Origin of the sequence: Silvibacterium dinghuense, from assembly GCF_004123295.1 — a bacterium.
Classification (GTDB): Bacteria; Acidobacteriota; Terriglobia; order Terriglobales; family Acidobacteriaceae; genus Silvibacterium; species Silvibacterium dinghuense.
This window is the reverse complement of record NZ_SDMK01000002.1, coordinates 251,783-265,246: the sequence shown is the minus strand read 5'-3', so window position 1 is coordinate 265,246 and position 13,464 is coordinate 251,783. Positions and strand designations below refer to the sequence as shown.

14 protein-coding genes and 1 tRNA gene are annotated in these 13,464 nt (G+C 60.4%); 5 read left to right on the top strand and 10 right to left on the bottom strand.

Annotated features, from left to right (window positions below):
- Positions 1-80: 80 nt before the first annotated feature.
- The 6 genes from ESZ00_RS10380 to ESZ00_RS10355 form a co-directional block, all read right to left on the bottom strand.
- Positions 81-764, bottom strand: a complete 684-nt coding sequence (locus ESZ00_RS10380; protein WP_129208195.1) for a hypothetical protein — start codon at positions 762-764, stop codon at positions 81-83.
- Complete coding sequence (gene ruvC / locus ESZ00_RS10375) at positions 761-1,264, bottom strand: crossover junction endodeoxyribonuclease RuvC (RefSeq protein WP_129208194.1); 504 nt, start codon at positions 1,262-1,264, stop codon at positions 761-763. Before ruvC ends, ESZ00_RS10380 begins: the two co-directional genes overlap by 4 nt.
- Positions 1,265-1,681: 417 nt before the next feature.
- Entirely contained in the window at positions 1,682-4,180 is a 2,499-nt protein-coding gene (locus ESZ00_RS10370; protein WP_129208193.1) for a choice-of-anchor D domain-containing protein, read from the bottom strand.
- A gap of 266 nt (positions 4,181-4,446) precedes the next feature.
- A complete protein-coding gene (locus ESZ00_RS10365) occupies positions 4,447-5,217 on the bottom strand; it encodes a thiazole synthase (protein ID WP_129208192.1) in 771 nt (256 codons plus the stop codon).
- A 51-nt stretch (positions 5,218-5,268) separates the two neighbouring features.
- Positions 5,269-5,598, bottom strand: a complete 330-nt coding sequence (locus ESZ00_RS10360; RefSeq protein WP_129208191.1) for a hypothetical protein — start codon at positions 5,596-5,598, stop codon at positions 5,269-5,271.
- A gap of 5 nt (positions 5,599-5,603) precedes the next feature.
- A complete protein-coding gene (locus ESZ00_RS10355; protein WP_129208190.1) occupies positions 5,604-6,254 on the bottom strand; it encodes a CoA transferase subunit B in 651 nt (216 codons plus the stop codon).
- Between the two features lie 83 nt (positions 6,255-6,337).
- Here ESZ00_RS10355 and ESZ00_RS10350 point away from each other — a divergent pair, with 83 nt between their 5' ends.
- Positions 6,338-6,646 (top strand): permease, encoded by a 309-nt coding sequence (locus tag ESZ00_RS10350; RefSeq protein WP_129208189.1) that lies wholly within the window; start codon positions 6,338-6,340, stop codon positions 6,644-6,646.
- Between the two features lie 129 nt (positions 6,647-6,775).
- On the opposite strand, the gene mtnA is transcribed toward ESZ00_RS10350, so the two are convergent.
- Both mtnA and ESZ00_RS10340 read right to left on the bottom strand, forming a co-directional pair.
- The gene (gene mtnA / locus ESZ00_RS10345; protein WP_129208188.1) at positions 6,776-7,828 is read right to left on the bottom strand and encodes an S-methyl-5-thioribose-1-phosphate isomerase; all 1,053 of its coding nucleotides are present in this window, start codon (positions 7,826-7,828) and stop codon (positions 6,776-6,778) included.
- 480 nt (positions 7,829-8,308) lie between these two features.
- Positions 8,309-8,602, bottom strand: a complete 294-nt coding sequence (locus ESZ00_RS10340; RefSeq protein WP_129208187.1) for a YXWGXW repeat-containing protein — start codon at positions 8,600-8,602, stop codon at positions 8,309-8,311.
- 281 nt (positions 8,603-8,883) lie between these two features.
- On the opposite strand from ESZ00_RS10340, the gene ESZ00_RS10335 reads away from it, so the two are divergent.
- The 4 genes from ESZ00_RS10335 (at position 8,884) to ESZ00_RS10320 (ending at position 11,372) form a co-directional block, all read left to right on the top strand.
- Positions 8,884-10,029, top strand: a complete 1,146-nt coding sequence (locus ESZ00_RS10335; RefSeq protein ID WP_164981455.1) for a GGDEF domain-containing protein — start codon at positions 8,884-8,886, stop codon at positions 10,027-10,029.
- On the top strand, positions 10,026-10,229 hold the full coding sequence (locus tag ESZ00_RS10330; RefSeq protein ID WP_129208185.1) for a DUF3311 domain-containing protein: 204 nt from the start codon (positions 10,026-10,028) through the stop codon (positions 10,227-10,229). The genes ESZ00_RS10335 and ESZ00_RS10330 overlap by 4 nt, the downstream gene beginning before the upstream one ends.
- Before the next feature lie 33 nt (positions 10,230-10,262).
- Positions 10,263-10,339, top strand: a tRNA-Arg gene (locus ESZ00_RS10325).
- 34 nt (positions 10,340-10,373) lie between these two features.
- Positions 10,374-11,372, top strand: a complete 999-nt coding sequence (locus ESZ00_RS10320; RefSeq protein ID WP_129208184.1) for a zinc-dependent alcohol dehydrogenase family protein — start codon at positions 10,374-10,376, stop codon at positions 11,370-11,372.
- A 7-nt stretch (positions 11,373-11,379) separates the two neighbouring features.
- On the opposite strand, the gene ESZ00_RS10315 is transcribed toward ESZ00_RS10320, so the two are convergent.
- Positions 11,380-12,042 carry an O-methyltransferase gene (locus ESZ00_RS10315; protein ID WP_129208183.1) on the bottom strand — a complete coding sequence of 221 codons (663 nt, stop codon included), beginning with the start codon at positions 12,040-12,042 and terminating at the stop codon, positions 11,380-11,382.
- Between the two features lie 91 nt (positions 12,043-12,133).
- A complete protein-coding gene (gene ispG, locus ESZ00_RS10310; RefSeq protein ID WP_129208182.1) occupies positions 12,134-13,384 on the bottom strand; it encodes a flavodoxin-dependent (E)-4-hydroxy-3-methylbut-2-enyl-diphosphate synthase in 1,251 nt (416 codons plus the stop codon).
- Positions 13,385-13,464: the final 80 nt, after the last annotated feature.

Sequence of the window (13,464 nt, the reverse complement as noted above, 5' to 3'; positions counted from 1 at the left end):
ACCGAGAGTTTCGTTCCTGCCGGACACCTGCTGATATTCAGACGCATCACCCCCGGCAAATGATCCATTTGTCGAAAGGTTTACTGCGCTCCCTCTTTCTCAGATGCAGCCAGAAGCGACAGAGCACGTTTCCGGGCACGCTCCATGACCTCCTGATCGCCAGCAATGGCTTTGAGCGTTGGCGCGATATTCGCGATTTCCGCCGCTCTATGCTCCCGGAAAGAATCCTGCAGATTCTCGAGCTCCGCATCGAGAGCAAGCCGGCTGTGCAGGTGCTGCAAATCCAGCCGCTGCCCCTCGGCCAGCGTATAGGCGACCGCCTCCATCTGCTCCCCCAGAGCGTTCACCTGCGGATCCTTCGAGAAGTTATAGGTACAGGCACCGTGGCCATCCGTTCCCTCGTAACTCCACAGTTTTTTGCCGGTAAACGCCGTGTGCTCCTTGGGAGCCTCGCACGCCATGTCAAAGAAGTGGTGGGAGCGCGCCAGAGCGAATACCTGTTCCAGAAGTGGGTCGGCAATCCGGATCTCGCGCTTCATTGCGGGAAGATTCAGGGCGGCTGCATCGCTGGTTGGAACATCTACGCCTGCCGTCGCAGGCGTGGCCGCGGACTCATATTGGCCGCTTCCATCCTCGTGGAGCGTGATCCTGTATTGCGGGGGCTGCAACTGCGGATTTTCAAAGGAAAAAGTGATTGTTGCCTGCTGGCCCAGTGCTACGGCCGATCCCACGGCAAACAGCCATGCCGCCGCAACCGCTTTCACCGCCGCACCGCCTCGAGGGTCTGGGCGTGGTGAATGTGGCAGATGGCAATCGCCAGCGCGTCTGCGGCGTCGGCGGGCTCCGGCACTACGTCCAGGCGCAGCAGACGGGCCACCATGAACTGCACCTGCTCCTTTTGCGCGAGGCCGTAGCCGGTCACCGTGGATTTGATCTTGAGCGGAGCGTATTCGGCCACCGGAAGCCCGGCCGTCGCAGCCGCCAGCAGCGCTACACCGCGCACCTGGCCCAGCTTCAGCGCCGACTTGGCGTTGACCGAGTAGAAGACCTCTTCGATCGCGACGATGTCCGGCTGGTGGAGCGCGATCAGGGCGCAGAGCTCGGCATAGACCTGCGCCAGCCGCTGCGGCGTGGTGTCTTTTTTAGAAAGCCGGATACCACCGGCGTCGCGCCATTGCAGCTCGGGATTCCGCGCCGCGTCGTTCCATTCCACCACGCCGTAGCCGGTGCACTCCGTGCCACAGTCAATACCAAAGACCCGCATGGTGGAAGTTTAGAGCAGTTTGCCTGAAGTTGTACGTGACCGCACAGGACGACAATCGACATAAGGAGGGAAATGCTCTCCCCCGGCATCACACCAAGCCGGTTTTTCAAACAAAACCGCGAACCGAATTCTTCATTCGGTCCGCGGCGTTGTTTTCATAGCTTAGAGACGGGTGGACCAAGCGGTATCGACCTATTCGCAAGCAAGCACTTTTCTAAGTGAAATTGTCATCATCCCGACCGGAGCGCAGCGCAGTGGAGGAACCTGCGGTTTGCCTGTTTGCGGCTGGAAGCCTCCGGCGCGAACAGAAAAAAGCAGGTCTCTCCACTCCGCGAGACGATAAACCTGTCTCGCTCTGGTCGAGATGACAATCGCATGCAGAAGAAAAACGTCAAAAGCTCAATAGGTCGATACAGCCTAAGGATTGTTCACCGCATCATCAGCCGCGACATTGTTTGACGTGCTCGAGGTGCTCGAGGTGCTCACGTACTCGTAGTCGTACCAGTTTGTCGAGGTGGGCGCGGCCGAGGTATTCGTCAGTTCCAGCCGGAGCGCGTCGTCCATTGCGCCATAGGTCTGGCTCACCCCGATGGTCATCACGTTGTCGGCGCCTGCCGCACTCAGCGCGCTCGCCGGGAACTGGAAGACCACCCACTGATAGTAGCCGGAGAGCCCGCTGCGCACCGAGCAATCGGAGGCCACAGTCGAGCGGTAGCCCCAGGTGCGCGTGGTCCCGTTCAACTTCACCACGTAACTGCCGTAGTCGCAGGCCAGCGCCACCGACAGCACGGCGTAGCTATAGTTCGCCGCATCGGCCGGCGTGGCAAAGTGCACCGTCCACACCGGAGTCCGCGTGCTCACGCCGTTGCTGCCGCTGGCGCCGCTCAGGCTCGCCACATAGCTCGGAATTGTGTTTTCGTAGTTATCCGTGGTGTCGTTGGTCGCGTCGTACAGGCCGGGATCGAAGACGCCCCAGTGGTCGTAATTCCATGCTTCCCAGTTATTGGTCGCCGCGCCGGCCGGTCCTGCCGTCGCGTTGTAGACCACTGAGCCGCTGTTCGCCGCAAAATCCTCCCAGTAGTTATAGGAGCCCCAGTAGTCCTTGTAGTCGAAGCCGCGGCTGTCGTGTCCATGCAGAAACTCGTGCGAGGAGCGGTCGGGAATGCCAATGCGGAAGACCGTCTCGCCAAAATTCTCCGGTGTAAACTGCACCGCAGGCACCGCCGTGGTCTGGCCCGCCGTCACCACGATGCCGTCCTGGCGATACTCACCGAACTGCCCCAGCACAAACACGCTCAGCCGATAGGTGCCGGGAATCACGCCCTTGAACTCGGCGCGGCCGCTCTGCGTGATGTCGGCCCAGTACTGCGCGCCCGCGCTCGAAAGCTGCACATTCTTCTCCGGATCGCTTAGCACGGCCCACGCGGCCTTGGTGGGTGTCGAGCCCAGCCGCGCCAGCCCCTTCACCTGGACCGATACGCCGCCGCGGCTATCGCTCGGCACATAACCGGCGTCGAGCAGCTGCGTCTCGTGATCGTAAAACGAGCGGAAGCCATGCGAGGCGCGCAGCGCATCGGCATAGAGATCATCGGCCGTCGCCAGTTGCCTGCCAGGCTGGCTCCACGAGCGCCCTAACTGGTTGAAGCGCACATAAAACGGCCCGAAGAGCCGCGTACTCGCCGTGCCCTCGGCCGTCGTCAGCGTCATCGGGTTGTCCAGGTGGTCGGAATAGGCCTCGATCATCAGCAGGTTGCCGGTGAAGTAGAGATCCTGCTTGGTCGGGCCCCCCACCATCGACTCCTTACTCGGAAACACGGCCCAGATGCCATACTTGCCGCCGTAAAGGCCATGCGCACGATGCAGGTACTCATAACCGGCGTGGTCGTACTTGGTGTAGAACTCGCGGGTGAAACCGGCCGGCAGCGCGAAGCCGTGCAGGTCGACGGTGGCATCCTGCACGTCGCGCCCCGGATCGGTGGAAAACATCTCCGAACTCGAGGGCAGCGGCACCGTCGTTACGCCCGGGTTGTTCACCGAGGCATCCACGCTATAGGTGTTTGTGAAGGCGGTCAGCGAATCGCGGAAGACCCACTGCACCTGGCCGATGCTCCCGGCGATGTCGGAGGTGGAATGGTTCGCGACAAAGTACACGTGCAGCCCCGGATCGCCGGCCGTCACCACCCAGTGCTCGGAGTAGGTATAAGCCAGCGTCGAGCCCGAGGTATAAGTCACCCACCAGTCGAGATACCCCGGCATATCACCATCGGCCGGCACATTCGCATAACCCGTGGTGGTCGCCGATGCGGTGCCGAAGCCGGAGTTATCCATGTAGAAGCCCTTGGGCTGACCATTCGAATTCAGATTTGTCGTATCCACCATCTGGTCACCGGTGCTGTTCATGGTCATGCTGTAGATGTTGCCAGCACCCGGATTGAAGTCGATCGCGAAGACGCCGTTGTTGATCTTCCAGTCGGTCGCGCTGCTGGTATCGATGGTGATGGTGGGCGGCGTGGCCGTAGCCTCCATGGGCACCTGCGCAGAGCCGTCGCTCGAGGTCACTTCGAGTTCAGCCGCGTACTGGCCGGGAGTCAGCGGAGAAAAGGTGACCGACGCCGTGCACGAAGCCCCTGCGGCCAACGCCTGCCCGCACGCACTGCTCAGCGAGAACGCATTCTCATCTCCCTCGTGCAGAGCAATCGAATCGATGCTGATCGAGGCGTGACCAGTGTTCTTGAGCGTGAGCGAGGCCAGGCTCGTAGAGCCGGCGGCAATCGAAGAAAACTTCAATGCACTGCTCGAAAGCTGTAACGGAGATGCGGCGTTCTGGGCAAAAACTGCGCTGGTGGAGGAGAGCGAGAAGGCGGCGAGGAGCAGGCTGCTCCATCGCATGCGGAGGAGGAATTGCTGCGTGCGCATGATTACATCCCCTATTGAACAAGTTGCAAATGCGGAACAAATGTACGAATGCGATATAGGGCTGTCAAGGAAAAGGTGACCGCCTCTCAGGGGATATTCAGGCTTTAGAGAATTTCTTCGCGCTCACTCATGACAGAACGTGGCTGCGAGACTCACTGTCGGAGGCTGTTGCTCCCTTTGGTGAAAAGGGTTGTGCCCGACCGGAGCAACAGAGGCTCGGGTCGGGCACTGTCCAGACATGCGTGGGGAGGCTTTTGTGGTTTCTTTTACCGCGAGATGCCTTCGAGCGGCGAGCTTGCCGTCGCGTAGAGCTTGCGCGCCATACGCCCGGCTACGTAGGCCTGTCGCCCCGCGAGCACTGCGTGCTGCATGGCTTCGGCCATCAGGATGGGGTTCGCCGCGGCAGCGATGGCGGTGTTCATCAGCACGCCATCCGCGCCCAGCTCGAGCGCCAGGGCTGCGTCGGAGGCTGTGCCTACGCCCGCATCGACGATCAGCGGTACTTCGGTGATCTTCTCGCGAAGAATCTGCAGCGTCGCCCGGTTCTGAATACCGAGACCGCTGCCGATGGGCGCCGCCAGGGGCATGACCGCAGCTGCGCCAGCATCGATCAGACGCCGCGCAAACACAATGTCATCCGAGGTATAAGGCAGAACAGTAAAGCCTTCCTTGACCAGCGTCGCCGTGGCTTCAAGTGTTGCCTGAACATCGGGATAGAGCGTCGCCTGGTCGCCGATCACCTCGATCTTCACCCAGTCCGAAAGTCCGACTTCACGCCCCAGACGTGCTGCGCGGATCGCTTCTTCGGCGGTGTAGCAGCCGGCCGTATTCGGAAGCAGGAAATACCGCTGCGGATCGATGAAGTCCAGCAACGACTCCTTCGAGCGGTCCAGGTTCACGCGGCGCACCGCCACCGTCACCATCTCCGCGCCCGAGGCCTCAATCGCCGCCTGCGTCTCCGCTCCGTCCTTGTACTTTCCCGTGCCTACAATCAGCCGCGACTGGAAAGCCTTGCCCGCAATTACCAGTGGTTCCATGGTTCTATTGTAGAGCGCATTGCACACTGCGGACGTGTCCGTCGTCACAGGCTATTTCAACAGTGGAACTCCCTGCCCCAGCCCATCGCATGCATCGCGATAGTGACGCACATAGCGGAAGTCCAGCACCAGCGCCAGGGCCGCCACCGCCAGGCATGCGGCAAGAATCCAACGCTGCGGCCGCTCCTTGTAGCGCGCCATCTGCCGGAAACAAATCGACATCAGGAATGCGGCCATGGTTGCCAATACCGTCAGCGGCGTCAGGTGACTGCATGGCAGTCCCTGCGCACGGAGATAGTAAACCGAGCCCACAAACGCCACTCCGCACAATACAGCCGTGCTCAGGACGGCAAACGGCAGCTTCTTTCCTGTCAGAGCCATTCTCTCTATGTTCGCATCTCCTTGAGCGCGGAGCTTACCCGCAGCTTCGCGCCGGTCGCCGCCTGCACTGCATCGACGGAGAGCCCAGGAGCAATTTCCTCGAGCAGCAGGCCCTCGGGCGTCACGCGCATCCATGCCATCTCGGTTGCGATCACATCCACGACACGCAGTCCGGTCAAGGGCAACGTGCATTGCCTGAGGATCTTCGGCTGCCCGTCGCGCGTCGTGTGCTCCATAGCCACGATGACTCGCCGCGCACTGGCCACCAGGTCCATCGCGCCGCCCATCCCTTTCACCATCTTGCCAGGGATCATCCAGTTGGCCAGATTGCCCTGCTCATCGACCTCCATTGCGCCGAGGATGCTCAGGTCCACATGGCCGCCGCGGATCATGGCAAACGACTCCGCGCTTGAAAAGTAGGAGCAACCCGGCAGCTCGGAGATCGTCTCTTTGCCTGCGTTGATCAGGTCCGGCTCTTCCTCGCCTTCGAAGGGATACGGCCCCACCCCAAGCATGCCGTTTTCCGACTGCAGCACTACTTCGATTCCCGGGGGCACGTGGTTGGCCACCAGAGTCGGCATCCCGATGCCAAGGTTTACGTAGAATCCATCCTGCAGCTCACGCGCCACCCGGCGTACAATTCGTTCCCGTTTCATCGCGTCGCTGCTTTTACCGGTAGCTGCAAGTCCTGTTCCTGCTGCGTTAGTATGCATGGCGTTCGCATCCTAGCAGGATCGTCATGCTTCTGGCGTTTTTTCACCTCCGCTCCCGCTCGCTGCTGCGCGGAACGCTCCTCGTTCTCGCCAGCCTCGCCCTGGCCCTCGTCCTCTCGGGATTTCCTCATCCGCGTCCTACCTGGTACGTCGCCATTCCCGCGCTTACCGCGCTCTGGGGAACCTGGGAGACGCTCCGTTGCCTGCGCCTGCGCTGGAGCTTCTATCACGGCGGCGTGCTCATGCTTCTCTACATGGACGTGATGGCCATCGCCATGATCTTCTTCCTTCTCCTCTATCCCTATGCTGGCTCCTATTTCAGCCGGGTGGAATAGGAGCTGGTGGCCGTCCAGGCGATTGTGCATCGCGCTTTCTGCATGCCGCTGATGCCCTGAGCAGCAAAGCAAATCGCCCGGCATCTTCTGCAAGATGCCGGGCGATCGTTCTTTCGTCATGCTGTTGTCTTACGCCTTGGCCGTTTCCAGACCCGCCAGTGACTCTTCGTACGGAGCGCGGAGCACGCCGCGTTCTGTAATGATCGCGGTGACGTATTTTGCCGGGGTCACATCGAAGGCCGGGTTTACGATGCCCACGTTGTGCGGGGTCAGCTGCTTGCCGGCATGGTGGGTCACTTCTACCGCGGCGCGCTCTTCGATCGGAATATCGTCGCCATGTGCGGTTTCGAGGTCGATCGTCGACCACGGAGCTGCTACGTAGAACGGAATCCCATGCTCTTTCGCCAGTACCGCTACGCCGTAGGTGCCGATCTTGTTCGCCACGTCGCCATTGGCGGCGATACGGTCCGCGCCGACCACCACGGCCTGGATTTTTCCGCGACGCATCAGGCTGGCCGCCATGTTGTCGCAAAGCACCGTCGTCGGAATGCCGTCATGCATCAGTTCCCACGCTGTTAAGCGTGCACCCTGCAGAAACGGCCGCGTCTCGTCGGCATAAACCTCAATCTTGCTGCCCTGCTCGACCGCCGCGCGAATGACACCCAGCGCCGTGCCGTAACCGCAGGTCGCAAGAGCTCCGGCGTTGCAGTGCGTGAGCACGCCGCCTTCTTTCGGCAGCAGGTCCGCGCCGTGCGCACCGAGCGTTTTGCAGGCCTCGATGTCCTCGTCATACATCTTCAGCGCCTCGGCCGTAATCGCCTCGCGGATCGCCTCGACGGTCATGCCCGGCTTCGCCTTCAGCTCGGCAAACAGGTCTTCCATCCGCCGGATCGCCCAGAACAGGTTCACCGCCGTCGGCCGCGTGCCGGCCAGGGTCTTGCAGATCGTCTGAAATTCCGGCTCCAGAGCTTCGACCGTCGTTGCCTTGCTCCGCTCCACGCCCAGAGCCACGCCCATGGCCGCCGAAACGCCGATCGCCGGCGCGCCGCGCACCACCATCGTCACGATGACATCGGCCACCTGCTCGTAGGTGGTAGCCAGAACATAGGTTTCTTCCAGCGGCAGGCGTGTCTGGTCGAGAAACCGAACGCCTTCAGAGGTCCATTCCAGTGTGGGAATCATTGCTGCCAGTGTAAATCCTTTTGCAAACAGCTTGCATCCTAGTAACGTAACTGCAATGAGTTCAGAACGCTCCCCCGGAACCTTCCCGTTTTAGTCCATCCTGTGATTTACTCTCCGAATCCCATTCCATTCCGGGATGTCTGAGCAGTACTGAATTCAGACTTCCAACCAGATGACGAAACAAGCTCTATCTTCAGCCTGTAGCCCAAATTCTGCCCTGAAGGTCGCAATGAGAAAGGCAAAAAAGACTTGTCCTAAGTGTCAAGAAGTCGAATTGATCCGGATCGCCCGGCGTGGATTTCTTCAGGAAAGGGTATATCCCAGATTCGGACTGTATCCGTGGGAGTGCGGACAGTGCCGCAACATCTTCCTGCTCAAGACCCGGGGCATACGATACCGAAAGCCTTCCCAGGACTCCGCTACCGATCGCGGATGAAAGAAACAGGGCGGAGTCATTGATGACTCCGCCCTGCGTTTGTTTTACCGCCAATGTCCTGGAATCCAGACCCATCCGCCAGGACGGGCATCCCAATGTCCCGGCACCCACATTACGCCTGGGCGGGGCGGGAGCGTCCACCGGCCGGGAACCCAGACATAACGCTGTCCGACCCAGCGATGGTATCCATCGACCCAGATGTAGCGCGGTCCCGGAGCTATCGGCCGTCTCTCCACCACTGGCGGCGGGGGAGCAACACGGACCACCATTTGGGCGAATGCAGCACTGGTACTCAACAGCGCGGCGGCTGCCAGAGTAAGAATCCACTTCTTTTTCATGCCTCTCTCCTGCTTGCGATCTGTGATCACGCACGGAATAGACACAGGCCGTGGATATGAGTTGCGATGGAAATCTCTCCCAGGTGTTTAGGAAGATCACATCCCATGAATCCATGCCGAGGAATCTGCAAAAAACTGAGTGCGCCGTTCCGATTTGTACCAATTTCGATCACAGATGTTTCAAAGTGACAAAAGTACCTTAGAGCTTCCAGAAAATCTCGTTGCTCCATGCAACTTCACTGGCATGATGAGGCAAAGTTTTTCTCATTACCCGGATGCTGATGAACGCTATCCCATCCCAATTCAGTTTGATCGCGGCCCATTCGCTCTCACTCGTTCTCATGCTGCTCGATCCGCATCTGTCCCGGTTTGCCGCAGGCACCAGCGCTCTCGGCGGAGCCCTGCTGGCGTCGCTTCTGTGGGGCGCTATCTACCGCTTCTGCATGCATGGCCCCGCGCAGCCGCTCCGCCAGAGCATCGAGGAGGAAACCGCCCGTCAGCATTGCCAGGCACTCCTTGAGCGTGAACGCAGCCTCATTCTCGAAGCCATCGGCCAGACACTTCCTCTCAAGCAGCTTCTCGAGTCGATCGCGGATTTCATCAGCGGCCACCGCCATCAACTCCGCTGCTGGTGCATCACGGCCCGCGGCATCACTGCCCCCTCCGCCACGGCCATGGAGCTGGAATATCCCGGAGCAGAGATACCGCAGTTCCGACACGAGATTTATACCCAGGACAAGGAATGGCTCGGCTTCTTCCTGCTCGAAGGCACGTGGTCCGCGCAGGACGATACGGTGCTCGAGATCGGTACAGCACTGGCCGCACTTGCGATTCGGAATCGCCAGATGCACGAAGACCTGGTACGCCGCTCCGAACACGATGCCCTTACCGATCTTCCCAATCGAATTCTGCTGGAGCAGAGAGTCGCGCAGGCCATGGCGACGGCCGAACGCCATGCCCAGGGCTTTGCCCTCATCTACATCGATCTCGATCACTTCAAGAAGATCAACGACCGCTATGGGCATCGCACCGGGGATGCCTACCTACAAACCGTAGCGCGGCGTCTTTCCGAACGTCTGCGCCGGCGAGATACGCTGGCGCGCGTCGGAGGGGATGAGTTCCTGGCGCTGATTACCCAGGTCAACGACCGCAGCGAAGTCGAAGAAGTGGTCCATCGCTTTGCCGGCTGTTTCGATGCTCCCTTCCCCATCTACGATCATCTGCTTGTGGGCACAGCCAGCCTTGGCATCGCGTTCTTCCCGGAAGACGGCCGTACCTTCCAGGAGCTGGAAATGGCTGCCGATGCTGCGATGTACGCCAGCAAACGCATGGCCGGAAGTCGCAATCAAGGCGCACAGGAGGCGCCTCTCGACCTGCTCCCGCTTCATCCGCAGCCCCCTGTTCCGTCGAGTACAATCGACGCGTGAACTCCACACCTCGGAAACGTTTTTCTCCCTGGTATCTGCTGCTCCTGCTGCCCTTAGCGGGTCTTCTCTTCCCCGCGCTTTACAGCCGCGCCACGCCCGAGCTTTTCGGCTTCCCGTTCTTCTACTGGTACCAGGTTGCCTGGGTATTGCTCACGGCAGCGATCACCGTGATTGTCTACCTTGCCGAGCAACGTCGATAGCACCTGCATCTCGTTGTAAACTTGACTCTATGTGGCCGGGTAGCTCAGTTGCATAGAGCAGGGCACTCCTAACGCCAAGGTCGCAGGTTGGAATCCTGCCCCGGTCACCACATCACCACTTCCCTGTTGGCGTATCGAAATCCCATGCGAGCCGCCGTTCTTCACCATCCCGATCCCGTCAATCGCGAACCGCTCGCTCTTGAAGAAATCCCCATTCCTGTTCCTGCTGCGGGGCAGCTTCTGCTACGCGTCGAAGCCTGTGGCGTCTGCCGCACGGATTTGCACATTACTGCCGGCGAACTGCCGCCACTGCATAATGCCATCACGCCCGGACATCAGATTGTCGCCCGCGTTGAGCAAGCCGGTTCCGGTGCAGACCCAAATCTTATTGGTCGCCGTGTCGGCGTTTCGTGGATGGGCGGCATCGATGGGACATGCCTTCTCTGCCGGAAAGGTCACGAAAACCTCTGCGACAATCCGACCTTTACCGGCTACTCCGTGCCCGGAGGCTATGCGGAATATACGCTTGCCCGCGCCGACTTCTGCATTCCTTTGCCCGAAGAAGTGGATGCCATCCATCTCGCCCCGCTGCTCTGTGCCGGCATCATCGGATTTCGCAGTCTGCGGGTCGCCGAAGTCGAACCTGGCGACCGCGTCGGACTCTATGGCTTCGGTGCTTCGGCGCATCTTGCCATTGAAGTTCTGAAGCATTGGGGTTGCGAGGTTTATGTTGCTACGCGTGGCGAATCCCACCGCCAACTCGCCTGCGAACTCGGTGCCACCTGGGTTGGAGATGCCCTCGCATATCCGCCTGTTCCACTCGACCGCGCCGTCACCTTCGCTCCGAGCGGAGACGTGGTTATCTCCGCACTCGGTTCTCTGCGCAAGGGCGGCATTGTCGCAATCAATGCCATTCACCTCGACCGCATTCCTCCGTTCGACTACGACAAACTCCTCTGGGGAGAGCGACAGATCCGTTCCGTAGCCAACATGACGCGGCAGGACGCAACGGACTTTGTCACTCTCGCTCACCGGATCGGCATTCGACCCCGGACCACGGTCTTTTCCCTCACCGAAGTAAATCGGGCCCTCGACGCTGTGCGTAACGACGCGGTGGATGGAGCCGCGGTCGTCGTGCCCTGATGTCCGCTCATCCCTCGACAATTGCCAGCGTGAAGCCGTCGTAACCCTTGCCGCCCACGGTCTGGATGCAGGTCGCGGACACACGTTTCTCGGCAGCCAGCATCTCGTTCAAACGCCGCACACCCAGGATGTTCGGATCGCTGCTTTTCGCATGGATTACGCGGCCGTCGCGCACTACGTTGTCGAAGATCAGCGCAGCTCCGGGGCGAGACAGCGTTAACGCCCATTGGAAATATTCGGGCATGCTGGCCTTGTCCGCGTCGATGAACACCAGGTCGAACGGCGCTTCACTCGCGAGCTTTGGCAGTGTCTCGATGGCTCTTCCAAGTTTCAGTTCGATCCGATCCGCATATCCTGCGGCCTTGAAATTGGCACGCGCCACGGCAGCATGCGTCGCATCCGCCTCGAGCGTGATCAGACGTCCGTCCGCAGGCAGAGCGCGAGCCATCCACAGCGTGCTGTATCCGGCGAGTGTTCCGATCTCGAGGATCCTGGCAGCCTTCTGCATCCGAGCCAACAGATACAGCAGCTTGCCCTGGCTCGGAGACACGGCGATATCCGGTAAACCGGCCTCCAGACCGGCTGCCCGCGCAGCCTCGAGAACAGCATCATCGCCCACCAGGAGCCTATCCAGATAAGAATCCACTTCTGCCCAGCGCTTTTCGCTCATCTCTGTTCCTTTTCTACTTTGTTTCCAAATGCCGACACAAATAAAAGGGAGACGCTTCTGCGTCTCCCTTGCTTTCTATTTGCCGCCAAGGCTAATGCACTTCCACCAGCTGCTCTACCGGTTCACCTGAACCGTAGCGATTCTGTACGTACTCATCGAGAATCTTCCGGAAGTCGGCCACGATGGTGTCGCCGCGCAGGGTCGTCATCAGGCGGCCATCCACGTAGACCGGCGCCTTGGGCTCCTCGAAGGTGCCCGGCAACGAGATGCCGATGTTCGCGTGCTTCGACTCGCCGGGCCCGTTGACCACGCAGCCCATTACCGCCAGCTTCAACTCTTCCACGCCGGGGTACTGCTGACGCCATACCGGCATCGAGTCGCGCAGGTAGTTCTGAATCTGCTCGGCCAGCTCCTGGAAGTAGGTGCTCGTCGTACGTCCGCAACCCGGGCAGGCGGTGACCTGCGGGGTGAAGCTGCGAATGGCGAGCGATTGCAGAATCTGCTGGCCGGTGAGCACTTCCTCGGTACGGTCGCCGCCCGGCTTGGGGGTGAGCGAAACACGAATGGTGTCACCGATGCCCTTGAGCAGCAGCGGCGAGAGGCCCGCGGTCGAAGCCACGATGCCCTTCATGCCCATGCCCGCTTCAGTCAGACCCAGATGCAGCGGGTAGTCGCAGCGGCCGGCAAGCATCTCGTACACGTCGATCAGGTCTCGGACGTTACTGACCTTGCCACTGATGATGATCTTGTCGTGACCGAGGCCATAACGCTCGGCAGCAGCAGCGGAGTCGAGCGCCGAGCGGCACATCGCTTCCATCATCACGTCGCGGGTATCTGCCGGTTCGGCCAGCTTTGAGTTCTCGTCCATCATGCGCGTCAGCAATGCCTGGTCGAGCGAGCCCCAGTTGACACCGATGCGCACCGGCTTGTCGTTCTCAACCGCGCACTCGATCATGATGCGGAAGTTGTCGTCGTTCTTGCGGCCTACGGAGACATTGCCGGGGTTGATGCGGTACTTCGCCAGCGCCCTGGCGCAATCCGGATATTTCTTCAGCAGCAGGTGCCCGTTGTAGTGGAAGTCCCCGATGATCGGCACGTGGATGCCCAGCTTATCCAGGCCCTCCACGATATGCGGCACGGCCTGCGCCGCTTCGTCATTGTTCACCGTCACACGAACCAGCTCCGAACCGGCTGCAGCCAGCGCTGCGACCTGCTGAATCGTGCCCGCAACGTCGGCTGTGTCCGTGTTGGTCATCGACTGCACCACCACCGGCGCCTCCGAACCCACTCGAACGTTTCCTACCTTGACCGTGACGGTCTTCCTGCGATGAATCTCCGGCATAAAGTCCTCATCTCCATTTTACTCGACCGGCACCCCTTTCCGGCATTCCCCTACCCCCATGTCCCTACACCGCGATACCA

Excerpts from the sequence above, each read along its gene's own strand:
- ruvC (WP_129208194.1), bottom strand. The coding sequence starts at position 1,264 with ATGCGGGTCTTTGGTATTGACTGTGGCACGGAGTGCACCGGCTACGGC.
- ESZ00_RS10370 (WP_129208193.1), bottom strand. The coding sequence starts at position 4,180 with ATGCGCACGCAGCAATTCCTCCTCCGCATGCGATGGAGCAGCCTGCTC.
- ESZ00_RS10365 (WP_129208192.1), bottom strand. The coding sequence starts at position 5,217 with ATGGAACCACTGGTAATTGCGGGCAAGGCTTTCCAGTCGCGGCTGATT.
- ESZ00_RS10360 (WP_129208191.1), bottom strand. The coding sequence starts at position 5,598 with ATGGCTCTGACAGGAAAGAAGCTGCCGTTTGCCGTCCTGAGCACGGCT.
- ESZ00_RS10355 (WP_129208190.1), bottom strand. The coding sequence starts at position 6,254 with ATGAAACGGGAACGAATTGTACGCCGGGTGGCGCGTGAGCTGCAGGAT.
- ESZ00_RS10350 (WP_129208189.1), top strand. The coding sequence starts at position 6,338 with ATGCTTCTGGCGTTTTTTCACCTCCGCTCCCGCTCGCTGCTGCGCGGA.
- mtnA (WP_129208188.1), bottom strand. The coding sequence starts at position 7,828 with ATGATTCCCACACTGGAATGGACCTCTGAAGGCGTTCGGTTTCTCGAC.
- ESZ00_RS10340 (WP_129208187.1), bottom strand. The coding sequence starts at position 8,602 with ATGAAAAAGAAGTGGATTCTTACTCTGGCAGCCGCCGCGCTGTTGAGT.
- ESZ00_RS10335 (WP_164981455.1), top strand. The coding sequence starts at position 8,884 with ATGAACGCTATCCCATCCCAATTCAGTTTGATCGCGGCCCATTCGCTC.
- ESZ00_RS10320 (WP_129208184.1), top strand. The coding sequence starts at position 10,374 with ATGCGAGCCGCCGTTCTTCACCATCCCGATCCCGTCAATCGCGAACCG.
- ESZ00_RS10315 (WP_129208183.1), bottom strand. The coding sequence starts at position 12,042 with ATGAGCGAAAAGCGCTGGGCAGAAGTGGATTCTTATCTGGATAGGCTC.
- ispG (WP_129208182.1), bottom strand. The coding sequence starts at position 13,384 with ATGCCGGAGATTCATCGCAGGAAGACCGTCACGGTCAAGGTAGGAAAC.